The 23,273-nt window shown below is 42.8% G+C and carries 26 protein-coding genes; 3 read left to right on the top strand and 23 right to left on the bottom strand.

Going from position 1 to position 23,273, the window contains the following annotated elements:
- Window positions 1-250: 250 nt before the first annotated feature.
- The 5 genes from spoVG to D3H55_RS17925 all read right to left on the bottom strand — a co-directional run bounded on the left by spoVG (window position 251) and on the right by D3H55_RS17925 (window position 3,661).
- Complete coding sequence (gene spoVG, locus D3H55_RS17900; protein WP_119548678.1) at window positions 251-547, bottom strand: septation regulator SpoVG; 297 nt, start codon at window positions 545-547, stop codon at window positions 251-253.
- Window positions 548-983: 436 nt separating this feature from the next.
- Complete coding sequence (locus tag D3H55_RS17905) at window positions 984-1,358, bottom strand: RidA family protein (protein ID WP_119548679.1); 375 nt, start codon at window positions 1,356-1,358, stop codon at window positions 984-986.
- 1 nt (window position 1,359) lies between these two features.
- Window positions 1,360-2,208, bottom strand: coding sequence for a pur operon repressor (purR, locus tag D3H55_RS17910; RefSeq protein ID WP_119548680.1), 849 nt, complete (start codon window positions 2,206-2,208; stop codon window positions 1,360-1,362).
- Between the two features lie 62 nt (window positions 2,209-2,270).
- Window positions 2,271-3,140 carry a 4-(cytidine 5'-diphospho)-2-C-methyl-D-erythritol kinase gene (gene ispE / locus D3H55_RS17915; RefSeq protein WP_119548681.1) on the bottom strand — a complete coding sequence of 290 codons (870 nt, stop codon included), beginning with the start codon at window positions 3,138-3,140 and terminating at the stop codon, window positions 2,271-2,273.
- 341 nt (window positions 3,141-3,481) lie between these two features.
- Window positions 3,482-3,661, bottom strand: a complete 180-nt coding sequence (locus D3H55_RS17925; protein WP_119548683.1) for a small, acid-soluble spore protein, alpha/beta type — start codon at window positions 3,659-3,661, stop codon at window positions 3,482-3,484.
- Between the two features lie 381 nt (window positions 3,662-4,042).
- On the opposite strand from D3H55_RS17925, the gene D3H55_RS17935 reads away from it, so the two are divergent.
- Window positions 4,043-4,297, top strand: a complete 255-nt coding sequence (locus D3H55_RS17935) for a hypothetical protein (RefSeq protein ID WP_240628652.1) — start codon at window positions 4,043-4,045, stop codon at window positions 4,295-4,297.
- Between the two features lie 45 nt (window positions 4,298-4,342).
- On the opposite strand, the gene veg is transcribed toward D3H55_RS17935, so the two are convergent.
- Window positions 4,343-4,609: a biofilm formation stimulator Veg gene (veg, locus tag D3H55_RS17940; protein ID WP_006837798.1), complete on the bottom strand. Its 267-nt coding sequence runs from the start codon at window positions 4,607-4,609 to the stop codon at window positions 4,343-4,345.
- Between the two features lie 386 nt (window positions 4,610-4,995).
- The gene (yabG, locus tag D3H55_RS17945; RefSeq protein WP_119548684.1) at window positions 4,996-5,889 is read right to left on the bottom strand and encodes a sporulation peptidase YabG; all 894 of its coding nucleotides are present in this window, start codon (window positions 5,887-5,889) and stop codon (window positions 4,996-4,998) included.
- 510 nt (window positions 5,890-6,399) lie between these two features.
- Between yabG and D3H55_RS17950 the strand changes: the two genes are divergently transcribed.
- Window positions 6,400-6,801 (top strand): VOC family protein, encoded by a 402-nt coding sequence (locus D3H55_RS17950; RefSeq protein ID WP_119548685.1) that lies wholly within the window; start codon window positions 6,400-6,402, stop codon window positions 6,799-6,801.
- Between the two features lie 40 nt (window positions 6,802-6,841).
- On the opposite strand, the gene rsmA is transcribed toward D3H55_RS17950, so the two are convergent.
- From rsmA to metG, 5 genes are all read right to left on the bottom strand, one after another.
- On the bottom strand, window positions 6,842-7,720 hold the full coding sequence (rsmA, locus tag D3H55_RS17955) for a 16S rRNA (adenine(1518)-N(6)/adenine(1519)-N(6))-dimethyltransferase RsmA (RefSeq protein ID WP_119548686.1): 879 nt from the start codon (window positions 7,718-7,720) through the stop codon (window positions 6,842-6,844).
- Window positions 7,713-8,273 (bottom strand): ribonuclease M5, encoded by a 561-nt coding sequence (gene rnmV / locus D3H55_RS17960; RefSeq protein ID WP_119548687.1) that lies wholly within the window; start codon window positions 8,271-8,273, stop codon window positions 7,713-7,715. The genes rsmA and rnmV overlap by 8 nt, the downstream gene beginning before the upstream one ends.
- Window positions 8,274-8,756: 483 nt before the next feature.
- Entirely contained in the window at window positions 8,757-9,995 is a 1,239-nt protein-coding gene (locus tag D3H55_RS17965; protein ID WP_119548688.1) for a G5 and 3D domain-containing protein, read from the bottom strand.
- 242 nt (window positions 9,996-10,237) lie between these two features.
- Complete coding sequence (locus D3H55_RS17970) at window positions 10,238-11,005, bottom strand: TatD family hydrolase (RefSeq protein ID WP_119548689.1); 768 nt, start codon at window positions 11,003-11,005, stop codon at window positions 10,238-10,240.
- Between the two features lie 275 nt (window positions 11,006-11,280).
- The gene (gene metG, locus D3H55_RS17975; RefSeq protein ID WP_119548690.1) at window positions 11,281-13,245 is read right to left on the bottom strand and encodes a methionine--tRNA ligase; all 1,965 of its coding nucleotides are present in this window, start codon (window positions 13,243-13,245) and stop codon (window positions 11,281-11,283) included.
- Between the two features lie 465 nt (window positions 13,246-13,710).
- On the opposite strand from metG, the gene abrB reads away from it, so the two are divergent.
- A complete protein-coding gene (gene abrB, locus D3H55_RS17980; RefSeq protein WP_205685507.1) occupies window positions 13,711-14,001 on the top strand; it encodes a transition state genes transcriptional regulator AbrB in 291 nt (96 codons plus the stop codon).
- A gap of 79 nt (window positions 14,002-14,080) precedes the next feature.
- On the opposite strand, the gene D3H55_RS17985 is transcribed toward abrB, so the two are convergent.
- The 11 genes from D3H55_RS17985 to D3H55_RS18035 all read right to left on the bottom strand — a co-directional run bounded on the left by D3H55_RS17985 (window position 14,081) and on the right by D3H55_RS18035 (window position 22,491).
- Window positions 14,081-14,917, bottom strand: a complete 837-nt coding sequence (locus D3H55_RS17985; protein WP_240628660.1) for an STAS domain-containing protein — start codon at window positions 14,915-14,917, stop codon at window positions 14,081-14,083.
- 105 nt (window positions 14,918-15,022) lie between these two features.
- A complete protein-coding gene (gene rsmI / locus D3H55_RS17990; RefSeq protein WP_119548693.1) occupies window positions 15,023-15,898 on the bottom strand; it encodes a 16S rRNA (cytidine(1402)-2'-O)-methyltransferase in 876 nt (291 codons plus the stop codon).
- A 30-nt stretch (window positions 15,899-15,928) separates the two neighbouring features.
- A complete protein-coding gene (locus D3H55_RS17995; RefSeq protein ID WP_119548694.1) occupies window positions 15,929-16,672 on the bottom strand; it encodes a tRNA1(Val) (adenine(37)-N6)-methyltransferase in 744 nt (247 codons plus the stop codon).
- A gap of 133 nt (window positions 16,673-16,805) precedes the next feature.
- The gene (yabA, locus tag D3H55_RS18000) at window positions 16,806-17,177 is read right to left on the bottom strand and encodes a DNA replication initiation control protein YabA (RefSeq protein ID WP_119548695.1); all 372 of its coding nucleotides are present in this window, start codon (window positions 17,175-17,177) and stop codon (window positions 16,806-16,808) included.
- A 14-nt stretch (window positions 17,178-17,191) separates the two neighbouring features.
- Window positions 17,192-18,019 (bottom strand): PSP1 domain-containing protein, encoded by an 828-nt coding sequence (locus D3H55_RS18005; protein WP_119548696.1) that lies wholly within the window; start codon window positions 18,017-18,019, stop codon window positions 17,192-17,194.
- Window positions 18,020-18,025: 6 nt separating this feature from the next.
- Window positions 18,026-19,009 (bottom strand): DNA polymerase III subunit delta', encoded by a 984-nt coding sequence (gene holB, locus D3H55_RS18010; protein ID WP_119548708.1) that lies wholly within the window; start codon window positions 19,007-19,009, stop codon window positions 18,026-18,028.
- A 20-nt stretch (window positions 19,010-19,029) separates the two neighbouring features.
- The gene (locus D3H55_RS18015; protein WP_119548697.1) at window positions 19,030-19,470 is read right to left on the bottom strand and encodes a YaaR family protein; all 441 of its coding nucleotides are present in this window, start codon (window positions 19,468-19,470) and stop codon (window positions 19,030-19,032) included.
- An 18-nt stretch (window positions 19,471-19,488) separates the two neighbouring features.
- Window positions 19,489-19,818: a cyclic di-AMP receptor DarA gene (gene darA / locus D3H55_RS18020; RefSeq protein WP_119548698.1), complete on the bottom strand. Its 330-nt coding sequence runs from the start codon at window positions 19,816-19,818 to the stop codon at window positions 19,489-19,491.
- Window positions 19,819-19,984: 166 nt separating this feature from the next.
- Entirely contained in the window at window positions 19,985-20,629 is a 645-nt protein-coding gene (gene tmk, locus D3H55_RS18025) for a dTMP kinase (RefSeq protein WP_119548699.1), read from the bottom strand.
- 66 nt (window positions 20,630-20,695) lie between these two features.
- Window positions 20,696-22,153: an aminotransferase class I/II-fold pyridoxal phosphate-dependent enzyme gene (locus tag D3H55_RS18030; protein ID WP_240628662.1), complete on the bottom strand. Its 1,458-nt coding sequence runs from the start codon at window positions 22,151-22,153 to the stop codon at window positions 20,696-20,698.
- A gap of 140 nt (window positions 22,154-22,293) precedes the next feature.
- Window positions 22,294-22,491: a sigma factor G inhibitor Gin gene (locus D3H55_RS18035; RefSeq protein ID WP_338067960.1), complete on the bottom strand. Its 198-nt coding sequence runs from the start codon at window positions 22,489-22,491 to the stop codon at window positions 22,294-22,296.
- Window positions 22,492-23,273: the final 782 nt, after the last annotated feature.

Raw genomic sequence — 23,273 nt, forward strand, 5'->3', positions numbered from 1 at the left:
GGGCCCTCCATTATCCTTTTTTCCATTACGAATATATCCTAAAAACCTGTATATTTCAAGGAATCTCTATAAAATACACATATTTGACAACCCAAGGCGTGAATATGCATGACTAGGGAAAATATCAGGTTGTAATAATGGCATCGGACTGCTGGAGGGAAATGTAAATTTAAGCAGGCTCGATGATAATGTAGAGAGGATAAAAAAAAGAGCCTTACTATTGAAGTAGGCTCCTGCTGTCAATATTCTATTAAGAAGCACTTCCTGCTTCTTCGAGTTCCACTTCTTCCATCTCACCTAAACGATGGTATTCTGTAAGAACGGCTTCCTGGATCTTACCGCGGGTACCTGAATTGATAGGATGAGCGATATCACGGAATTCCCCATCAGGAGTGCGTTTGCTCGGCATTGCCACAAACAATCCGTTGTTGCCATCAATTACACGAATATCATGAACGACAAATTCATTGTCTAGTGTAATGGAAGCAATGGCTCTCATTCGACCATCGGTATTCACACGGCGTAATCTGACATCTGTTACTTCCACTGTGTTCACCACCTTTTTCCCTAGATGAAATCTACTTAATCTATTCAACGTATTTTTCTCAAATCCTTCTTAATTTGTAAAATTTTTTGAAAAATTTCCGTTTTTTTAGAATTCTTCGGCCAAAAGACGGTTTAAACTGTACCAGATAGGGAATAAGACCTTGTTTATCACCTTTCAATTTCCGTGTTTAAATGGCTGTGCAGCAGTATTTCCAATGAAGTTCAGAGAGGATTTTGAGTGACTTCATTACAGAGTTTGAAATAATCGGCCGCGAAACAGTGAAAATGGACTAAATCATAAAAATGTCTATGCATTCTGGTCCTAAATATCTGGAAATGGCCTGACTGAATGTTTTTCTCTATGCTTAAACTTGCCTGCAGGAATATCTAAAAAAGAAAACAGGCACGCTTTACGCAGCTGCCTGTTTTCTTCATTATTATTTTACCAGTGCAATGACTTCAATTTCCACAAGGGCATCTTTTGGCAGTCTGGCTACCTCTACACATGACCTTGCCGGCTTATGAGTATCAAAATATTCGCCATAAACTTCATTGATGGCCCCAAAATCGCCCATATCCTTGATGAAGACAGTTGCTTTCACAACGGTTTCAAGAGATGCCCCTGCCTCATCCAATACTGCTTTCAGGTTTTGAAATACCTGATGAGTCTGATCTTGAACAGATCCTGAAACCATTGAACCTTCTGCTGTCAGAGGAATCTGGCCGGAACTGTAGAATAAATTGTTAACGACGATGCCTTGAGAGTAGGGTCCGATTGCTGCTGGAGCTTTGGATGTGGAAATGCTTCTCATATTAATTTCCTCCCGTTTTAAGAAATGAGATGTTTGACTGAAAATAATTGCCCTCTGATACATTGATTTGTTTTTCTTTGACATCTACATCAGACAATTTCACAAGAGATATATACTCATCCACCAGGCGCTCATCTGCCTTTTCAGCTTCTACCAGGACAGCAATTCCCGATAATTGCGCGGAAAATTCCTCAAGCAGGTTCTTCATGCCGTTGACCGTCCCCCCGGCTTTCATGAAGTCATCAACGATCAGGACTTTAGAACCTTCCTTTAAGCTTCTCTTCGAAAGTACCATTGTCTGGATCCGCTTTGTGGAACCTGACACATAGTTGATACTTACAGTCGACCCTTCTGTCACTTTGCTGTCCCTTCGGACAATGACTACAGGAACGTTCATATGGCTTGCAATGGCATGGGCAATCGGTATCCCTTTTGTGGCAACAGTCATGATTACATCAATATCACTTTCAGAAAAAGCAGATGCAAAGAGCTTTCCTACTTTGTCCATAGCACGGGGGTTCCCGAGCAGATCAGTCATGTACAAATAACCACCCGGCAGCAGCCGGTCCGGATTGGCCAGGTGTCCGCATAACTCATCTATTGCTTCTTTGGCGTCCGAAGCACTTACTTTAGGAATGTACCTTACACCGCCAGCTGCGCCGGGCACAGTCTGGACAGTTCCTACCCCGCGCGTCTCAAAGGTTTCTTTAATGATCCCAAGATCTTCACTGATGGAAGACTTGGCGGAACTGTACCGTTCAGAAAAGAATGTAAGAGGCACCAGTTGATGCGGACGTTCAAGTAAATAGTGCGTCATGTCTATCAGCCGTTCACTTCTTTTGAATTTCACTTCATCGTCTACCTCCTTAAAACCCGAATATTATGTGCTAAATATATCATTAATATACGGTTTTAAGCAAGTATGTTTCGATCACCCTGCATCCTGACTGCAAAAACCTGGTCACAAAACCCGCGAAGCCCGTTATAGATTCTCGGCAGCCTGGATTCATATTGGACTAAGCCAAATACCGTAGGGCCGCTCCCGCTCATCAAAACTGCATCAGCACCGAAACGCTCCATCTGATCTTTGATCTGCTGTACTTCAGGATGCATCTTCAGTGTTACTGACTCCAAAACATTGCCCAAGCTTGAACACATACGGCCATAGTCACCATTCTCCAAAGCAGACAGCATTCCCTTGGTATCAGGATGGCGAACGTGATCAAGCTTAAGATTTCTGTATACATCAGCTGTGGATACCCCAATGGAAGGCTTGGCTAAGATAACCCAGCAGTTTGGCGGCGCCGCGATATGCTGGATTCTCTCTCCTCTGCCTTTTGCCAGTGCAGTCCCTCCATAAACACAGAAGGATACGTCGGAACCTATCTCGGAACCAAGCACAGCGAGTTCATCCAGGGAAAGGCCCAGATTCCACAAATCATTCAGGCCTCGCAGTGTAGCCGCTGCATCACTGCTGCCTCCCGCAAGTCCTGCCGCTACCGGGATGATTTTATCAATGGAAATTGATACGCCCTTTTTGATCCCCAGCCTGTCTTTCAATAAATGAGCTGCCTGATAGGCAAGATTACGCTGATCATCCGGAACAAAACGATTATGTGACAGGATTTCAATCGTGTCTTCTTTCAACTCATTCAATTCAATCCGATCCGCCAAATCAATGGTCGTCATAATCATTTCGACCTCATGATAACCATCCGGGCGCTTATGATGGACATCAAGAGTAAGATTGATTTTAGCTGGCGCCTTTACTAACGTTCTCATATAAATCACCTACTTTTACAAACCAATTCACTGAGCATATACCCTTAAATTGATAAATTTAAAGTTGAAATGCTCCATTCGTTCGCATTATGCTTTTCGTGGAAATATCTATGAAGACTATTTTAGCATATTCCTTGTTTGGCATGCGTCAAAACCCCCGACTTTTTTGCATAGTTTACTCTCATGCTAGCCTTTATCAGGAAAGAAAATTCATAATCCACACGTTTTGCTTCAGTTTTTTTCTGATTGAATAGAAAAATGGACCGGCATGGAGGATTTTTCCCTTCATAAAGCCGGTCCATTATATGCGGCAATCAGCGATATCACTTTTCTCAGGAATCTCAGGGCTGGTTGTTCATCATCCCTCTTTGCGCGAGCTCCACTGCTCTTTTGACCATATTGCCGGCATCCTTCGCCCGGATACCTCCCCAGCCTTCACGCTGGACAGTATCATAGAAGCCAAGTTCCTTTGCAATTTCTTCCTTCAAACGGTCAGACATTACACCACGTCTTCTGCTCATCACCATTCCTCCTTAACTAAGGGCCGCAACCTTAGCATGAACAAAAAAACAAAAACATTGCAAGGTAAAAAGCGGAAGCGCCTTGATCAGCCCCGACAGGCAAATGTTCCGAAGAGAAAAAAAGGCGCCCTTTCCTTTTATTCTCTTCGGGTTATTTGACCCCGAGGGGCTAGGCGCTGGAGCTGGATTGATAAAAAGCGGAAGCGGCCGTTCAGCGCCGTACGGATTTCAGGGCTTCCGTATGAGATATAGGAAACACAACGAACGGAAGTGAGTTGATGTTGACTAATCGCAAGGAGGATGACCGAAATCCGCTAGGCGCTGGCCGCTGGAGCTGGATTGATAAAAAGCGGAAGCACCTTGATCAGCCCCGACAGGCAAATGTTCCGAAAAGAAAAAAAGGCGCCATTTCCTTTTATTCTCGTCGGGTTATTTGACCCCGAGGGGCTAGGCGCTGGAGCTAGATTGATAAAAAGCGGAAGCGCCTTGATCAGTCCCGACAGGCAAATGTTCCGAAGAGAAAAAAAGGCGCCATTTCCTTTTATTCTCTTCGGGTTATTTGACCCCGAGGGGCTAGGCGCTGGAGCTGGATTGGTAAAATGCAAAAAAGACCTGAATACAGGTCCCCTGAAATAAATAATACATATTGCACGCAAATAAAAAAGCAGCAAACTTGGTTGTTTACTGCTCTAGGATCATTGCTCCTGCTGCTTCATCATAGAAAGTTAACTCGACTGTATCAGTGAGTACATCTGCATAGCTGTAAGAAACTCTTTCAAACGCGTTTTCATCTTGATCTAATTGTACAACGAAGACTGAAGGATAAGTTTCTGCTAACACACCAGAACGTTCAATCGTTTTGCGACGTCCGCCATTGGCTTTAAGCATCAAACGTTTTCCTAAATTAGAATCAAGGGATTTTTTTATGTCGGCTAATGTTTTTGGCATTACGCTTCCACCTCACTATGATTAGTATAACACTTTATGTAGCGAAAGTCAAATAAATTTATAATTTTATCAATAACATTTAAACTCTGTCAATGCTTTTCATTCAACAAAATGCTTTTTTTTTCAACAATATTATCTTTCCCCTAGTACTTTCATATTATGTATGTAATTTTTACAGCATCCTTTTGCCGGGTTTTATAGGATTTTGTCGAATGTTTTTTCCACTTTTCCACCTTATATTTACCTTACTATTCATTTTTTTAGGTATAATACCCCGAAAATCAATTTCCAACACATGATCCTATCCTATCTGGAATATCCGGCACCAGTGAAGAGCCGGTTAACACTAAAAGAGCCGTATTGAATGACTTCATACGGCTTTTTCTTTACTCATCTTCGACTGGCTTATATGGCATTCCCGTTCTCAGCACGCCCCGTGTTTCAATGCCGCCCAGCCCTTTATCGCCAGTCAATGTATTTCTCAAGATATCCCAGACATTGACCGGTTCGGTAAACGCTGTGAAGCTGATCTTTGCGACGATATAGACAGGATCCAGCGCATGAATATTGACACGAAGCGGAGAACTGGCAAAATTAGCTCCTGCATGGATCAATGATTCAAAATGTGATTGGCACGCCCCTGCAAAGATTACGAGCTGGTCAAGGTGAGGCACACGCCTCCTTGCTTCCTTGACAGTGTTGACAAAGAAACGGGAGTGGCGGTAGGCATTTATGTCCGACTTTTTGCCTTTGGATTTTGTATAGGCATCATGACCCGTTATCACAAGAATATCGGGCCGGTATTTTTCAATGAGCGGGCCGATTTTCTCTGGCATCTCTTTCTCATTGCAGTGAACTCCTGTAACAGGTACCCCTATTTTCTCATATAAATCAAGGCATTTTTGCAAATAAGATTGGTCTCCATCCAAGTGGAGCACCTTTCCCGGTACATGAAAGTAATTGTATTCTTCACGGTAAGCGTTGGTTGAACTGTACTCCTGCTTCTGTTTCTGCAGATCGATATCCTGCCGGAAAAGCTCCAGCGACTGCTGTTCCATCGACCTGAACTCCTTGGTCCTCCTCTTATATTCACGGGGATCGATAAGCTCAAGATCATCAATCGGGGCATCTGCAACCAGCCTGTAGTCTTCTCCATATAAAATCGCTGTTCGAACGCCGCCCGATTCTAAAATATCGATGATCCTGAATAATATGTCACACTGGTGAGACTTCCGGCCGACGATTGCATTGACCTCTAATTTCACTGGCGTCAACTCCATTGGATAATACATCCTTCAAATAAAACTTCCTTTAGTAACCTATGCACCAGCCCGAAAAACGGTGTCAACCGCCAACGCTGTGCAGCATCCGGCGCTGCCATATGCTTACTTCCCTTAAAGATTCCAATGGAGCGATAACTTCCATTCAATTATTTTCAAAAAGATATGAAGGATTTCCAGACATTTCAGCGAACATTATATTTAGCTTTTTTAAAGCCTGGCTTTAACTGGATTAAGAAAAGCAGCCGGGTGAGTCATTATTTTTCGGCTTCATTTTAAATAGAGCCTTTCTAAAAGGCTGTTTTCGCATTTATTGTTGCTTGTGGAAAAATCCCGGGTCCCGGATTTTTTCCTGTATTCAAAAGGTTACACTCTCGAAAAAGAACGGGCAGCTCTATTCTTTCCTGCTCCCGGGAATATGACGGCCATTTACCAGGAGATTATTTGAAGGTTTATATTGAATAGCAAAAGGTTACGAAAAGAGCCTTTTAAAGAAAGGAGGATGACTTAATGCCTGAATTTATTACACATGTGGCGACGATAGAGATTCCGGTCAGCAGCCTGGACAAAGCGATTCCATTTTATAAAGAGGTTATTGGTGTTGAAGTTGAGTTCAAAGGTGAAAGGAATGCGATGTTGACGTTCAGGAAAAAAGGGGTACCGACTATATTTATGGTTGAAACCGAAGAAATAGACCGGATATCTTTTAGAAATACCAATAACGATGTGGAGCATAGTATCATAGATTTTTATACAGCTGATCTAAAGGGATTTCATGAGTGGCTAAATACAAGGGGTATAGAAGCAGGGCCTTTGAATGTGCATCCTGAGAACGGCAGTGGCGGTTTTGGCTTCAGGGACCCAGACGGAAATTTACTGAGTGCGACAAATGTGCTGCACAAGGGACAATGAGCCATAAAGAAGGACCGGGGCTAGCCCCGGTCCTTTGCTTCTATTTAAATAATGGAAGTAGTTCATTGCTTAATTTCGCAAATTCTTGAATACTGAGCGTTTCTCCCCTTCTTCCCGGATCAACATCGGCTTTTTCCAAAGATGCCAATATTCCTTCCTTCTTCTGTTTTCCGTCCGGCAGCTGGCTTGTTAAGTTGTTTAAAATGGTTTTTCGCCTTTGGGCAAAAGAAGCCCTCGTTACCTGGAAGAAAAATTCCTCATCGTGAACTTCCGCTGCAGGCTTATCTCTTTTGATTAGTCTGATGACGGCAGAGTCAACGTTAGGTTGAGGCATGAACACTGTCTTTGGTACCGTCATGACCGTCTCTGCTTCCGTATAGTACTGAATGGCGATGGATAAGGAGCCATACTCCTTGGTACCTGGTTTCGCCGCTATCCTGTCTCCTACTTCCTTCTGCAGCATCACACAGATGCCCTTGATCGGAAGGTTCTCCGTCAGAAGCTTCAAGATGATCGGGGTTGTTACATAATACGGGAGGTTGGCCACGACCATGATATCTTCATATCCTGTCAATTCCTTTTCAACCATTTCCCCTACATCAGCTTTTAAAATGTCCTCATTCACGATTGTTACATTGCTGTACGGAGAAAGTGTATCGGCAAGGATTGGCAGAAGCCGCTGATCAATTTCGAATGCAAGGACCTTTCCTGCTGAACGAGCTAAGTGTTCGGTCAGGGCACCGATTCCCGGACCGATTTCAATAGCAGCTGTTTTCTCCGTCAGGCCGGCGTATTCTGTAATGTTTCTTAAAATGTTGGGGTCAATCAAAAAGTTCTGGCCCAGGCTCTTTTTAAACGAGAAGCCGTACTTCTTTAAAATCTCTTTTGTACGTATAGGGGTCGCAATATCTTTATGCATCTGTTTCCTCCTGTAAAATCATATTTATGGCTTCAGCAAACTCTTTTTGTGTGATTTCAAACATCTTTAATCTTTTATGAAGCTGCTTCCCATTGGTATAGCCAATACGCAGCATTTCCCCAAGCCGCTCTCTTCTTGCCTTGGCCCTCGGTCCGCCGATAAGACCGGCATCGATCAGATCATCTACACTGATTTCCTCATGGAGTGTTTCATTCATGATATGTGCTTCCTTCAGTGCCTCTTGTATCACAGCCGGTGATGCATGCTCCACTCCTATACCCCTGCCGTTTTTCGGGAGGGCATCCCGCTTGGCGATAAAAGCATGTTTGCATCCCGGTACATTGTCACTTACTATTTTTCTTATTCGTTCACCAGGATAATCAGGATCTGTAAAAATAATGACCCCTCTTTTTTCCTGGGCATGTTTAATTTTCAATAAAGTTTCCTTGGAAACAGCCGATCCATTCGTCTCAATAGTGTCAGCATCCACAGCGCGGCGTATAGCGGTTGTATCATCCCTGCCTTCCACCACAATAATTTCTTTGATTTTCATATTTCCTCCAAAAAAATTGAAACATTTTTGTAATCTGTTCCGTCTAATAAGTAACATGGTATTTTCCTTGTAATGGTTATTATATCGTTTTATAGGTTAAAGAGAAAAGAAAAGAACAAAAGTGCAAGACGAGCTGGCGGGAAGAATGTTCTTTAACCTTCTTGAGGGATTGGCTTATGACTACGAGGGCGCAGGAGCCGGATGCGGAAGTCCTGTATCTACAACCCGGGAATTTTATAGCCCCTATACAATTAAGGCTGTTTTCGCATATATTGTTGCTTTCGGAAAGTCCCAGGTTCCGGATTTTTCCCCTGTAATACAAAGATTTCACTCTCGAAAAAGAACGAGCAGCTCTTTTCTTTCCTGCTCACAGGGGTTTTCACGACGATTTACAAGGATATTAGTTGAAATTTATAGTGAATAGCAACAAAGTTTACGAAAGGCAATTAAAAAAAGCAGGAGGAAATCCCCCTGCCCTGTAACTCAGTTCAAGATTTTTATTTTCACTTGTTTCCTGCCCCAACGGTATGCGTCAGATTTGGAAGAGAAGAATACATCAATCTTATTTCCTTTAATCGCTCCGCCCGTGTCGGCAGCAACTGCATATCCATATCCTTCAACATATACCTTCGTTCCCAATGGAATGACTGAAGGGTCTACAGCAATCACTTTGACCCCTGGATTGGCTTTCAGGTTGATTCCTGTAGCTGTTACACCCGAACAGCCGTTACAGCTGCCAGTATATGCGGTAGAACTGACATAGAATTCCTTGCCTCCGCTGCTTGGGCTGGATGATGCACTGCTTGAAGACGACGAACTGGATGAACTGCCGCGCGATACTTGTGCAACCAGTACTTTTGTACCGACATTGACGATCTTATCCTGGCTTTCTTTGACAGTCTTTTCACTGACTAGCTTTCGTGAAACTTCTTTTCCGTTTTCCTTAACGACTTCATACTTTTTTTCAATCAAGCCCTGCTGTCCATCCTGAACGATTTCCTCCTTGCCTTTTGTAAGGCCGGAATCCTTCCGGGTGACTACAGTAAACTCCTTCGGTTCTTCCACTACATCGGTGACTTTTTCAACTCGAACGACTTTTACGACATCATTTGCATTAACTTTGCTGTCTAACTTGGGTTCCACTCGGTCTTCTTCCGCTAGTGTGATTCCTTGTTGCTTTAAAAAGTCAGCGACCGTAGTCGAAGTTGACCATGCAGCCTTTTCATTTCCGCCATCAACCAGCTTCACTGGAAATGCAGGTGCTATCTCAACTTTTGTTTCCTCTGTTACTCTCTCGTCAAGGCTCATATTGACCTTGTCATGCTCACCAATCTCGATCTTTTCATCAGCCAGCAGTTCCTTGACTGTCTCAGCTGTTGTCCAGACCTTCCTGGCCTCGCTTCCAACCTTTATTTCTACCTGTTTTGCCGGTTCCCAAACCACTTTCATGTTATTTGTAACCTCGGTCGATCCTGTAGGATACAAATAGTCTTCTGATTGCAAAGGAATTTTCATATCTTGCAAAATATCTTGTATCGTATTTGCGTGTGTCCTAATTTCCTTTTCTTCGCCATTCAGCGTCAACGCAACCGACTTCTTCGTCCCCTCGAACAGAAGGTAACCGAAAACTGCCGCAAATGCGATTATACCTACGGACAGAATGGCCCATTTCCTTTTTTTCATCGACTTGGAAAACAGGTTTTTCATGTTATTATCACTCATGAAAAACGCCTCCTTTTCTCGGAGTGATTATATTAGACTAGTAATACACTTGTCAAGCCTAACCCCCTTAGTTTATGAGTCTGATAGTTTTGGGAACATATCGCCATTATGCAAAAACCCAAACTAAAAGGGAAGGATAACTTCTCGACATGGTTATCCTATGAAAGAGATGGAAAATGTAGAACTTTAGTTTTTTTAATGAAAGCGGGACAAGCTTTCACAAACCTCGACAAATTCACTTATCAATTTATGCCGAATATTTTTTTTGCATTTTGTGTTGTGCTTTGTGCCACTTCATCAAGTGTGATGCCTTTCAATTCGGCTATTTGCTCAGCAACCAGTTTGACATAAGAAGGTTCGTTACGCTTCCCCCTGTAAGGGTGAGGCGCAAGATACGGGCAGTCTGTCTCAATCAGAAGCTTATCAAGAGGCACCTCTTCTGCTACTTCTTTCGGTTTTTTTGCGTTCTTGAACGTCACTGGTCCCCCTAATGAAATGAGAAAATTCATTTCGAGGCAGACACGGGCTGTTTCCGGACTTCCGCTGAAACAATGCATGATGCCGCCTACTTCCTTCGCATCTTCCTCTTGTAAAATATCAATAATATCCTGTGTAGCTTCACGGTTATGTATGACAATCGGCAGCTTGACCTTCTTAGCCAGCCTGATCTGTTTGCGGAAAGCTTCCTGCTGTACATCTTTTGGGGATTTATCCCAATGGTAATCCAATCCTGTTTCACCTATTGCCACAACTTTTTGATGAGCAGACAATTCTTCAATCCACTTTAGGTCGTCATCCGTCATATCAATGGCATCGACCGGGTGCCAGCCAATGGCAGCATAAAGGAAATCATACCTCTCAACGAGCTCCATTGCCTTGTTGATGGTGGGGCGGTCAAACCCGACTACCACCATGTTCCGGACTCCTTCATCTTGTGCTCGTCCAATCACTTCTTCAAGATCTTCATCAAATTGCTCTGCGTTCAAATGCACATGAGTATCAAACAGCATAATTAGACTCCTTTTAATAGTACTATTTTATAATATTCTTCTATGACAAGCTTCTCACCTATGTAACGTTTTCATAACAAATGGGATTTCATTACAAATTACGCATTTCTTAAATGATAAATGGTTTTTCCCAGAAAGCTTTCGTTGCACCTGCACACCAATTGACTAAAGAAAAGCTGGTGCAAATTTATTGTTACCCTCTCTAAAACGCACTAAACATTTATTGGAAAAAATAAAGAGAGTGTTTCACGTGGAACACTCTCCCTATAACGGGTTTATTTAACTTTTGCACCATTTGCAAGAGACTGGTCCACACTTGCCAATGATAGTACACCGTCTTTCTCTCCCGCAAGAATCATTCCCTGGGATAGTTCTCCGCGCAGTTTAACCGGTTTAAGGTTGGTCACACAGATGACTTTTTTGCCAATAAGATCCTCAGGTTTATAAAATTTCGCAATCCCGGAAACAACTTGGCGTTTTTCATAACCAAGGTCCAATTGGATTTTCAGAAGCTTATCTGCCTTCTTCACAGGTTCTGCTTTAATCACAGTGGCAACACGGAAATCCACCTTCATGAAATCATCAATTGTGATTTCCTCCGGTTCCGGTACCTCTTCTGCTTTCTCCGCCTCTTCTTCTGGCTGAGGAGCAGTGCCGCGCATTTTTTCTTTAATATATTCAACTTCTTCAGCAATATCCAGCCTTGGGAAAATCGGTTCTCCTTTTTTGACAACCTTTGTTCCAGCAGGAATGATGCCAAACTCTTCAAGGCTTTCCCAAGTTGTCAACTCTTCCTGGTCCACGTTTAATTGTTCAAAGATTTTCTTAGGTGCTCTCGTCAGGAACGGCTGGAGCATGACCGCAGCACGACGCAGTGTTTCAGCAAGATGGACCATTACATTTCCTAATTCATCTTTGTGTTCTTCCTCTTTAGCCAATACCCACGGCTGGGTCTCATCGATGTACTTATTCGTACGGCTGATCAGCTGCCACAGGCTCGATAACGCGACAGAGAACTCCATCTTTTCCATCGCTGCTTCATAATGGGCAACCGTTTCTTTGTTGACTGTCAGTAGTTCTTTATCAAACTGGCCTTCAGATCCATTATAGTTTGGAATATCACCATCAAAGTACTTGTTGATCATAGCTACAGTACGATTCAAAAGGTTCCCTAAGTCATTGGCAAGGTCGAAGTTGATCCTTTCGACAAAACCTTCCGGAGTGAACACTCCATCGGATCCGAATGGAACTTCACGCAATAAATAATAACGAAGGGAATCTAAACCGTATCGGTCAATCAATGTGACAGGATCGACGACATTTCCTTTCGACTTCGACATCTTTCCATCTTTCATTAATAACCACCCATGAGCAAAGACTTTCTTTGGAAGCGGAAGGTCCAGTGCCATAAGCATGATAGGCCAATAGATCGTATGGAAGCGGACAATTTCTTTTCCGACCAGATGCACATCGGCTGGCCAGTATTTCAGATACTTGGCATCGTTCTCTGTCCCATATCCCAGGGCAGTGATATAGTTGGAAAGTGCATCGATCCATACATAAATGACATGCTTAGGATCTCCGGGCACTTTCACTCCCCAATCGAATGTTGTTCGTGACACAGCCAGATCTTCCAGTCCCGGCTTGATAAAGTTATTGATCATCTCATTCTTGCGGGACTCCGGCTGGATAAATTCAGGATTTTCATTATAATATTCAATCAGGCGGTCTGCATATTTGCTCATCTTGAAAAAGTAAGATTCTTCTTTTACTTTTTCAACCGGGCGTCCGCAGTCTGGGCATTTTCCATCCTCAAGCTGGCGTTCTGTAAAGAAGGATTCGCACGGCGTGCAATACCATCCTTCATATTGGTCAAGATAGATATCCCCCTGTTCGAGCAAACGGCTGAAGATTTTCTCGACAATATCTTTGTGGCGCTTTTCAGTTGTACGAATGAAGTCGTCATATGATATGTCAAGCTTCTCCCATAGGTCCTGTATGCCTGACACAATATTATCCACATATTGCTGCGGTGTAATTCCGCTCTCTTCCGCTTTTCTCTGGATTTTCTGGCCGTGTTCATCAGTACCAGTCAGATACATTACATCGAAACCGCGCATTCTTTTATAGCGGGCCATTGCATCTCCTGCTACTGTTGTATAGGCATGTCCAATATGTAAATTCCCGCTGGGGTAGTAAATTGGCGTTGTAAGATAGAAGGTTTTTAGCTTCTCCTTCATATTGCTGTTCCTCCCTTATCAATTTTTCCTAGTGTATTTTATTGATTCGACAGGTGAAAGACCCCTGCTATTTAACTGCTGCAATAAATACATCATAACCTCTTGTATCCTCAAAATATACCTAAAATAAGCCGATTCTGCAACTAAGGGAGGGTTGGAGAGCTTTTCATTCGACATGCATTTTATTTTTATGTCGTATTTTGTCGAATTAAGATATATGTAAACTTTTGATTCGACACAGGTTTACTTATATTTGTTTTCTGATAATAATAATAAATTGGAAATTTTAACAGTATCAAACTTATGGAAACCTTGTAAAATCAGGTTTGTTTCGAGATACAAAATAAAAAAATTTACAATTTTTATTATTGACGGATTTTGGAATCGCTGTTATTATAGATTCATATTCAAAAAAGATGTCGAAAAATGACGAATTAAAATACATTATTATTTGGAAGGGAGTTTATTAATATGAAATCAACTGGTATTGTACGTAAAGTAGATGAACTTGGACGTGTAGTAATTCCAATTGAATTGCGCCGTACGTTGGGAATTGCCGAGAAAGACTCTTTGGAGATTTATGTGGATGATGAAAGAATTATCCTTAAGAAATATAAGCCTAGCATGACTTGCCATGTAACAGGTGAAGTATCTGATGATAACATCAAATTAGCAGATGGAAAGCTGATCTTAAGCCGTGAAGGCGCTGAAAAGATCGTTAAAGAAATTCAAAGCTCTTTCCAAATTGAAAAATAATAGATGAAGAATGCATGTAAAAGCACCCTGAAGAACGGTACCTTTTAAAAGGACCTCCCCAGGGTGCTTTTTTTCATATTCAATTTGTTTGGCCCATTTTCTTCAAAGCCTGCTTTAAGGAATGAAAGGTGTTGATCTCTTTTAAATCGATTCCAAGCTGGACGGACGTCATTGCCACTTCCGGCCTGATTCCGGATAACGCGGTTTTTATTCCCAGAAGAGATAAGGCTTGAATGATATTATAAATCTGGTGCGCAACCATGGTGTCGACTACAGGTACACCAGATAAATCGATACAAAGCATATCGACTTGTTCTTCCATGCATCTGGCTGGTACAGATTCCATTATTCTTGCTGCTCTATCCGTATCGATATCCCCTATCAACGGAAGGACAGCAATTGCCTCCCCGACAGGGATCACAGGAGAACCAAGCTCTGCAATCAATTCATGTTGGGCCTTCATTCGATCCCGGGTGATATCATAGTACATTTTTGAAAACTCCTGGATTAACAGGTCAAAGGCGGTGTGAATGGACTGATTCCATTCCTGCAGCTGCTTGTTCGTGATCTCTTCTTCTTCATCCTCTGTAAATTCATTTAAGAAGTCCATGATGACCGCTCTGAATTGGTGCACTGATTCAAGCACTTCATAAATAGGAGTCCCTAAGTCCGCCCGACTTCTGGCTACCATGGATGCCCATTGTTCTCGATTCTTAAAGTATTCTTCTTTATCCTCCAACAAGGAGCTGGCGATTGTTTGGGTCGTCAGTTTATTTTGTTCCCTTAGAAGCATTTCATATTTTTCATCAGCATCATAAGAATAGATGGAGTTGGGTTTCTTTCCCCTCATCTTCAACCATTGATCGGCCAAATCTGATTTATTTTCTATAAGCGCCTTATATAATTTCTCGTTCATCGGTTGTGTCATAGGTAACTCCTTTGGAAAGTTATTTCCATTTCAGTTTAGCACTCTGTATTTTAATTGAAAACTAAACAAGCTTGAAGGCAGGATGTTTTGGTTTCATTCAATATGGAACGCTTGATAGACATCCCTTTTCGGGAGCCCTCTTTCTTTGGACACCATCTTGATTGCTTCTTTCGGGGTGATGGCTTTTTCATCTATATATTGCTGAACATGTTGTGCAGGCGTAAGCTCACTCCACCAAAAGCTTTCTTCAACATCTGTTTCTTTATGAGGATTACCTTCTACAATAAGACAGAATTCTCCCCTGACCTCTCCCTCACTGCACCATTCCAATGCCTCTTCAAGGGACCCTCTGATGAACTCCTCGAATTTCTTGGTAAGTTCACGTGATAAGACTATGGAACGATTGCCGAGGATTTCTTTCATTTCTTTCAAGGTTTCTTTCAGTCTGTGCGGCGATTCATAAAAAACCAGCGTACTGTTCTGTTTGGAAAGCGTTTCAAGTTCTTTCCGCTTTTCCTTCTTATTGCGCGATAGAAAGCCATAAAAGTAAAATGGCTGCGGGACCAGCCCGGAGGCAACCAAGGCTGTCAGGGCTGCGTTTGCACCGGGAAGGGGAATGACGGCTATCCCCCTGGTCACCGCCTCCTTCACGATTTCATAGCCGGGATCGGAAATACACGGCATACCTGCATCACTCACAAGGGCAACTGTTTCACCATTCTCTATTCGTTCAAGCAGCTTCTCACCGCTTGCTTCTTTATTATGCTCATGATAGCTGACGACATAGGTGTCAATCTCAAAGTAATTACATAACTTCTTCGTGTTTCGGGTGTCTTCTGCAGCAATTACATCGCACTCTTTTAATATCCTGACAGCCCTGAAAGACATGTCTTCCAGATTGCCGATGGGTGTCGGCACAAGATACAGAGATCCTGCTTCAGTATCCAGAAAGCTTTTTTGTGTTTTCATCCTCTTCACCTTCTTTTCAATAGTGGGGCTTTACTCATGTCCATACAGCATACGGTGGACTTCACTCCCATAACTGCCTTCTTCATTATATACGACCAGGGGCTGCAAGACCTGCAAATCCGGGCTTCCATCCTTGATCCCTTCCACCAGCACCGTGTTGGCTTCCTTCTGTTGATTGGGATAAACAAACCGAACCCTCTTCGGTTCTATACGATACTCCCTCATAAGAGTGAGAAGATCCACTCCTCTTCCCGGCCTGTGTACAAATGCAGCCTTTCCTCCCTGCTTAAGGAGGAAGCTCACCGTCTTCACCACATCTTCGAGTGTACAAAGCAATTCATGGCGGGCAATCGCATAGTGTTCATTACTGTTGATTTTTACTTTTTCACTTTTTGAAAAATAAGGGGGATTGCATGTAACCGCATCAAATTTATCATTTCCAAAAAGGGCAGGCATATCTTTAAGGTCTCCATGAATCATGGAAATCTGGTTTCCCAGCTGGTTATAATCGATGCTTCGATTGGCCATCTCAAATAATCTTTCCTGAATCTCCACCCCTGTAATCGGTACACTGGTCCGATTGCTCAGCATCAAAGGAATCACTCCGTTCCCTGAGCATAAGTCGATGATTTTCCCTTTCCGCTTCGGGATGCCTGCAAAATTCGCAAGCAATACGGCATCGAGCGAAAATGAAAACACCGAAGGACTTTGGATGATCCTTAAGTTTTCCGCCAATAAATAATCCAGCCTTTCATCTTCCTTCAACTCAACCATCTCTTCCCCTCCGTACACGTCTATGTAAAATATATTGTTTTTTAGTGTCTGGCATCCTGCTATATTTACTCATGAGGCTGCTTATATGTAAAAACGAAGCCTTCCTGCTGGACAGGAAGGCTTAAAGTGATAGCTATTTCTTATTAAGAAAAGATAAGCAAAACAAACAATCTTCATCTTTACGGGGACTGCCGAAGTGGATATTGCAGATATGAAATCCTTCCTGATACAGCCGGGCAAGATTGTCATAGCCTTCACCGACATCCAATGATTTATCCTCGGACTGAGACTGCTTGGATCCCTTTTTACCTTTACGTGCAGCGCCTTTCGAAGAGTTCCCTGTTTGCTCCAGTCTTCTGCGCAAATGATCGTTTTCCAGCTGAAGGGAATTATTCTCTTCTAAGATTTCCGCTAAGACTTGTTTTAACTCACCCAGCTGCTGGTAAAGCTGTCCTATTTGTTGCTCCATATTACTGACTGAATCAAAGAACTCTTTTTTATCCACTAAACTCCACCCCGTTACTCTGTGGCTTGAATTGAGACGGCACTTTCGTTTGAGATTTCATCCAAAGTAAATTCAAGAACACGTTCAGCCTCTTTGATATCGACTTTGATGACACGTTCTAAAATGTTGAGACCGACTACTCTGCCTTTGCCATGCGGCGTGCTGATTACCTCTCCCACATCCGGAAGTTCTTCCTTGGCCGCTTCATATTCGTCATTCTCATACTTCAGGCAGCACATGAGACGGCCGCATAAACCGGAGATCTTCGTCGGGTTCAGAGAAAGGTTTTGATCTTTCGCCATCTTAATTGAAACTGGTTCAAAATCTCCCAAATAAGTTGAACAGCAAAGCATCCTGCCGCAAGGGCCGATTCCGCCAAGCATTTTTGCTTCGTCCCTGACGCCGATCTGACGAAGTTCGATGCGGGTACGGAAAATGGATGCCAAATCCTTGACTAATTCACGGAAGTCCACCCTGCCGTCTGCCGTGAAATAGAAGATTACTTTATTTCTATCGAATGTATATTCCACATCAACCAGTTTCATATCCAGCTGATGTTCGGTAATTTTATTGCAGCAGACTTCATAAGCTTCTTCTGCCGCATCTTTATTCTCCTGGACAGCCATCTGATCTTTATGATCGGCCAGCCTTATAACTTTTTTCAGAGGAAGGACTACGTCGTTTTCGCCAACCTGCTTGCGGTCGACGACAACTTTCCCATATTCCACTCCCCTGACTGTTTCCACGATGACATAATCATTCTTTTCGATTGCCAGTTCGCCTGGATCGAAATAATATATTTTACCCGCTTTTTTAAAGCGTACGCCTACAACATCGTACAAAGGAAATCACCCCTGTAATTTTAGCACAAGCTGTTCCAATAACAGCTGAGTATTCATATTTGCGTTAAGCTTCCGTTTTGCTTCAAGTACGGCTGTCATCTTCCCAGACAGACTGTTTGTGGAAACCTGAAGCGCATCTGACTCCCAATCCTGTTTCTTATCCGGGTAAACCAGCTTATCCCCTTTATCTATCTGTATATATAGGAGATCTTTATATATAAGCAGTAAAAGATCCAATGCTCGATCTATTTGATGCTTCTCTTTGAAATGCTCGTTAAAATCCTCCTGCAAAGTAATCATTGCCTGAAATGGACTTTTGCGGAGGACTTCATACAATTTTAACACTATTATTCTTGCTTGTGCAAACCAGTCTTCGCTGCTTAATTCAAATGCTTCCTGGTAATTATTAGTTAAACTTGCTGTCAAGGCGGCCATACCGGGATTGATTCCCTCAGAAATCAGCCTGTCCTTTATCAATTCTTTAGGTAGTGGCTGAAATGAAACAACCTGGCAGCGTGAAATGATGGTGGGCAGGATCCGGTGAACCTGTTCTGTCATCAGGATCGCTGTTGTCTCTGAAGAAGGTTCCTCCAAAAACTTCAGCAAGCTGTTGGCTGCATTAGGGGTCATCTTGTCGGCATGTGAAACAATGTAAATTTTCTGCTTGGACTCAACCCCTGTTTTGCTGAATTCACTCTGCAAAGCGCGAATCTGATCTTTCTTGATGGAAAGCCCATCCGGTTCAACCACATGCACATCAGGGTGGTTTTGATTGTCGATCCGTTTACAGTTATTGCACTTGCCGCACGCTATCCCATTCACTGGCTGATCACACAAAAGCGACTTAGCAAAGAGGACGGCAATATCTTTCTTCCTCGTTCCTCTTTCTCCCTCAAAGAGATAAGCATGCGCCACTCGATCTCTTGTAATGCTGTTGGCCAGCATTTGCAGGACAACAGGCTGTATTTCATTGAGTTCTTCCCAGGTCATGGACAATCGCGATCACTCACTTACGTATATAAATTAATTAATAAGCCTCTTACTTCGCCTATCTTTCCTAAAATATCAATTGACTGTTTTTCTTCATTTAGAATATCTTCTGTCAGTTCCATCAGCTTATGGTCCACATTCTCGACAATATTAAGCTTCCTGCCTTCCCCATGCTGGTTCCAGGTATGGGATTGTTTCAGGTTCATGCCATAATCGACTGCCTCTTTCACAAACCTTTTGACCAGGGTCTTATATTTAGCCAGGTCCTTAAAGGTCCTTGATCGGGCAAGCCTTTCTCCTGCACTGGTGATATCCCCCATCAGCTTTCCAAGCTGTTCCATCTGCAGTTTCTGATCTTGTTTTCCGACCAGCGCGCTGAACTTTACAGAACCTTCAGGGTTCGGCTTTTGATCGGTACGGATCTTATCGACACCGACGCGGAGATCTTGATTGATTTTCATATCCCGATTCCCTCACTTTTAAAAATGGTGAAACTGTTCCACAGGCAGGACAAACACGGTTGCACCGCCAACTTCGACTTCTACTGGATAAGGGACGTATGAATCGGCATTGCCGCCCATAGGGGAAACCGGAGCCACCATTTGATCCCTGGACTTGCAGTTATCCCTGATGACCTGGAGGGCTTTTTCAACCCTTATATCATCCACGCCGATTAAAAAGGTGGTATTTCCGGATTTCAGGAATCCACCGGTACTGGCCAATTTCGTTGATCTGAAATTATGATCCATCAAAGCATTGGAAAGACGATTGCTATCCTGATCCTGTACAACTGCCATTATCATTTTCATCTCTTCCACTTCCTTTCGAGTGACTCTTTCCGAAAATCTGTTTATATCCATTATAGCAAGAATATTCCTTACATAATATCTGATCATGTTCAAACTTTTTAAATAAATATTGGAAAATTAAAACAACCTTTCGAAAAAGGCTCTATAGTCCAGAGAAGACCAGCCTTTATTTGACTGGTCTCGCGGCTATATATTTCTCCACTATATTGAACGCATGTTGGTAAACTTCAGTAAAAGACTTGCCTGCATCAATTTTTTTTATACGATCAGGAAATTTTTCGAGAAGCATTAAGTAGCCCTCGCGGACACGTTCATGGAATTCCAGAGTTTCCAGGTCGAGTCTGTTCACTTCTCTGCCTTGATGTTTACTGATGCGCTGCAACCCTACTTCCGGTTCAACATCAAAGTACAGCGTTATATCCGGCATTGTATTTCCTATAGCGAATTGATTGATGCTGTATACCTCTTCCATGCCGATTCCCCTTGCATGCCCCTGATAAGCCAGTGAACTATCCAGGAAACGGTCACATAGGACAATCTGTTTGTTTTCCAAAGCAGGAATGACTTTCTCTGCCAAGTGCTGCCTTCTCGCCGCAGCGTATAATAACGCTTCCGTTCTTTCATCCATCTCCGTATGCTTGGGGTTTAGTATGACTTCACGGATTTCCTCAGCAATCGTAATTCCACCCGGTTCCCTTGTCAAAACCACTTCATGGCCCTTACCTGCCAGTTCTTCCGCCATCTGCTTGATGATCGTTGACTTTCCTGCTCCTTCAGGACCTTCAACTGTTATAAATATTCCTTGTTCCATCCTTCAACCTCCGCGATTCAGTAGATGCTTGTTTCATTATAACTTATTTCTTATATGACTGCAGAATTACTCAATTACGCAGATTTTTCCTTCATTTAATAAGTGTCCCCCTTGGAATTTTGCTCCATGGTCCATCCACCATTTAAGCTCCACAATCGCTTCTTCCGTAATCTCTTCACCAGGATAGAACAAGGGGATTCCAGGAGGATAGGGTATCAGCACCTCACCTGCCGTCTCTCCGGCTGCCTCTTCTATTGAAATCCACTTCTTCATTCTTTTATCAATCTCTTTATAAGAAACATTGAGGGCGGTGATTTTTTTCTTTTTCTTAAAACTGGCGTAACTTCCCGTCCCTTTTGCTGGTGAGATTCCCTTCAGCTTTTCTGCTGCCCGTTCAAAAGGGAATGGAGAACCTTTTTTTAACAGCGGCAGAATGAACAGAACCTGATAAGGATCGGCCAGTTCTGCATATATTCCTCTTTCCTCCAATTGTTCCTGCAGTTGAAAGCCTGATAGACCTTGAAATCTCACCAGTAATTTCAACGGGTCATCTGCTTCAATGACTTCAAAACCGGTCTCTCTCAGACTTGTGATAAATCGTTCTCTTTCCCTGGAGAAAAAGTCGGCATCTTCACTTGAATAAGACGCTAAATAATGCCGCGCAGAGTCGAGGGAACCCATGATCGGATAGGAGGGACTGCTCGATTGAAGCATTCCAAGATAGTGCTCCACCTTCAGGACATCGATATTGTCATTTTGTATATGCAGAAATGAACCCATTGTCATAGCCGGCAAGGTTTTATGGGCAGAATGGACAACCGCGTCTGCCCCCCATGTCAAAGAAGATGATGGAAAAAATCTTCCCCTGGAAAAATGAGCGCCATGTGCTTCATCAATCAGCACTTTTACTCCGTGGACATGTGCTGTTTCAATAATGGATTGAAGCTCATACACCATTCCATAGTAGGTCGGATAGGTTAGAATAACTGTCTTTACTCCTGGATATTTCTCTAATGCCTCTGCAAATGTTTCCCTGGAAATACCCGCAGCCGTACTTGTCCGTGCATCCATTTCAGGGTGAAGGAATACCGGCCTTACGTTCGCAAGCTTCAGCCCATTCAAAATGGATTTATGGCAGTTTCGCTGGACGAAAACAATATCACCATTCTCACTGCTTCCCAATATCATGGCCAAGTTTCCAACCGTACTGCCGTTTACAAGAAAATAACTCTTCTTCGTCTGATAATGAGCAGCCAATAACCCCTGTGCTTCCATGATTGCTTCTGAAGGAGCATGCAGGTCATCCAATCCTGTAAGTTCAGTAACATCATATTTCAGTAGATTAACTGCTTGTCCCTCTGAAAGCTGCCCGTTCTTATGTCCAGGCACATGAAAAGAAATGGTATCTTTATTTATATGATTCTGAAGTGCCTCCACTAAAGGCATCCTGCTTTGATTCGTCATACACGCAACCCTTCCTGTATAAATTCCAATTCCATCGTACCATAACCCTGTCTGATTCAATGACTGATTTCATACGCATTCTTAAAGGATTCCTTCTTGTTCCACTCCCGTTCTTCATCAGGAAACTCCGGACAATGTATAGGTTACAGGCTGATGACCTATAAAAAAATAAAAAACCGGGCAGCTTCTCCCGGCTTCGATTACGAAAATATTTGCGGTGTATTGACTTTCTTTAATCTCTCCACGAAATACTTATACTGAGGATTGTTCGTTTCAGTACAGACCATATCTTTCTCACAATCTATGCAGACAAATGATGTGTACAGATGTATGCCTGTCGCCTTCTCCTGACTGCAAACGATACACGTTTCCCTTACTGTCTTCTCTGTATTCAACACCAGTCTCCCCACCTCCATACACCTATTCTTCCCCGAAGCCGTTCAATTATACGTGTTTTCGCAAAATTTGAACTAAATGAATTATCTCATGTAGCTATACTATGTATGGAAAATCATGTCTGTGTATGTCTATAGGGAATTTCTTTTAAAAAGGCTGTTTTCGCATATATTGTTGCTTTTGGAAAAATCCCAAGTGGCTGATTTTTCCCCTGAATTCCGGGGTTTTACTCTCGAAAAAGAAAGAGCAGCTCTTTTCTTTACGGCTTACCAGGATATTATTTGAAATTTACTTTGAAATAGCAACAAAGTTTACGAAAAGAGCCTTAAAAAAAGGAACAGGTATACTATTCTCTATAGGAAAAAGACTCTTCTTTTTTGGATATTTCACCCCTTCTATAAATAGCTGTCATCTTGTAGGCTCGGTTTTCATTGTTGATAATTAATTCAATCATTTACAAAACCCTTTAAATACAGAGTTATACATCAAAACCAGGTGCTTTTGCATCTAAAAGGCGATGAGCGGCGAATCTCTTCGTCCGCTTCGCTCGTTCGCATCCTCATGGGCAGAGCCCATTCCGGTGCTCTCTCCCTGTCGTCCTCGACCTTCTTGCTCCTCCCCATCCTCGCACTGCTTCTGAGTAGGCTGCGGAACTAAACAATCCGAGCATATTCTTATTTTCTCATACAAAAAAAGAGCACCCTTTGGGTACTCTTTTGGTTGCCTGGCGACGTCCTACTCTCACAGGGGGAGCCCCAACTACCATCGGCACTGAAGGCTCGGA

This window comes from Bacillus salacetis, from assembly GCF_003581585.1.
Lineage (GTDB): Bacteria > Bacillota > Bacilli > Bacillales > Bacillaceae_B > Rossellomorea > Rossellomorea salacetis.

Excerpts from the sequence above, each read along its gene's own strand:
- D3H55_RS17925 (WP_119548683.1), bottom strand. The coding sequence starts at position 3,661 with ATGAGCAGAAGACGTGGTGTAATGTCTGACCGTTTGAAGGAAGAAATT.
- D3H55_RS17950 (WP_119548685.1), top strand. The coding sequence starts at position 6,400 with ATGCCTGAATTTATTACACATGTGGCGACGATAGAGATTCCGGTCAGC.
- D3H55_RS17985 (WP_240628660.1), bottom strand. The coding sequence starts at position 14,917 with ATGAACGAGAAATTATATAAGGCGCTTATAGAAAATAAATCAGATTTG.
- D3H55_RS17905 (WP_119548679.1), bottom strand. The coding sequence starts at position 1,358 with ATGAGAAGCATTTCCACATCCAAAGCTCCAGCAGCAATCGGACCCTAC.
- D3H55_RS17970 (WP_119548689.1), bottom strand. The coding sequence starts at position 11,005 with ATGCTGTTTGATACTCATGTGCATTTGAACGCAGAGCAATTTGATGAA.
- D3H55_RS17935 (WP_240628652.1), top strand. The coding sequence starts at position 4,043 with ATGTTCCGAAAAGAAAAAAAGGCGCCATTTCCTTTTATTCTCGTCGGG.
- ispE (WP_119548681.1), bottom strand. The coding sequence starts at position 3,140 with ATGAGAACGTTAGTAAAGGCGCCAGCTAAAATCAATCTTACTCTTGAT.
- darA (WP_119548698.1), bottom strand. The coding sequence starts at position 19,818 with ATGAAAATGATAATGGCAGTTGTACAGGATCAGGATAGCAATCGTCTT.
- yabG (WP_119548684.1), bottom strand. The coding sequence starts at position 5,889 with ATGGAGTTGACGCCAGTGAAATTAGAGGTCAATGCAATCGTCGGCCGG.
- D3H55_RS17965 (WP_119548688.1), bottom strand. The coding sequence starts at position 9,995 with ATGAGTGATAATAACATGAAAAACCTGTTTTCCAAGTCGATGAAAAAA.
- D3H55_RS18015 (WP_119548697.1), bottom strand. The coding sequence starts at position 19,470 with ATGAAAATCAATCAAGATCTCCGCGTCGGTGTCGATAAGATCCGTACC.
- rsmI (WP_119548693.1), bottom strand. The coding sequence starts at position 15,898 with ATGAAAACACAAAAAAGCTTTCTGGATACTGAAGCAGGATCTCTGTAT.
- tmk (WP_119548699.1), bottom strand. The coding sequence starts at position 20,629 with ATGGAACAAGGAATATTTATAACAGTTGAAGGTCCTGAAGGAGCAGGA.
- veg (WP_006837798.1), bottom strand. The coding sequence starts at position 4,609 with ATGCCAAAAACATTAGCCGACATAAAAAAATCCCTTGATTCTAATTTA.
- metG (WP_119548690.1), bottom strand. The coding sequence starts at position 13,245 with ATGAAGGAGAAGCTAAAAACCTTCTATCTTACAACGCCAATTTACTAC.
- rsmA (WP_119548686.1), bottom strand. The coding sequence starts at position 7,720 with ATGCATAAAGATATTGCGACCCCTATACGTACAAAAGAGATTTTAAAG.
- holB (WP_119548708.1), bottom strand. The coding sequence starts at position 19,009 with ATGACCTGGGAAGAACTCAATGAAATACAGCCTGTTGTCCTGCAAATG.
- D3H55_RS17995 (WP_119548694.1), bottom strand. The coding sequence starts at position 16,672 with ATGGTTGAGTTGAAGGAAGATGAAAGGCTGGATTATTTATTGGCGGAA.
- rnmV (WP_119548687.1), bottom strand. The coding sequence starts at position 8,273 with ATGAAAATCAAAGAAATTATTGTGGTGGAAGGCAGGGATGATACAACC.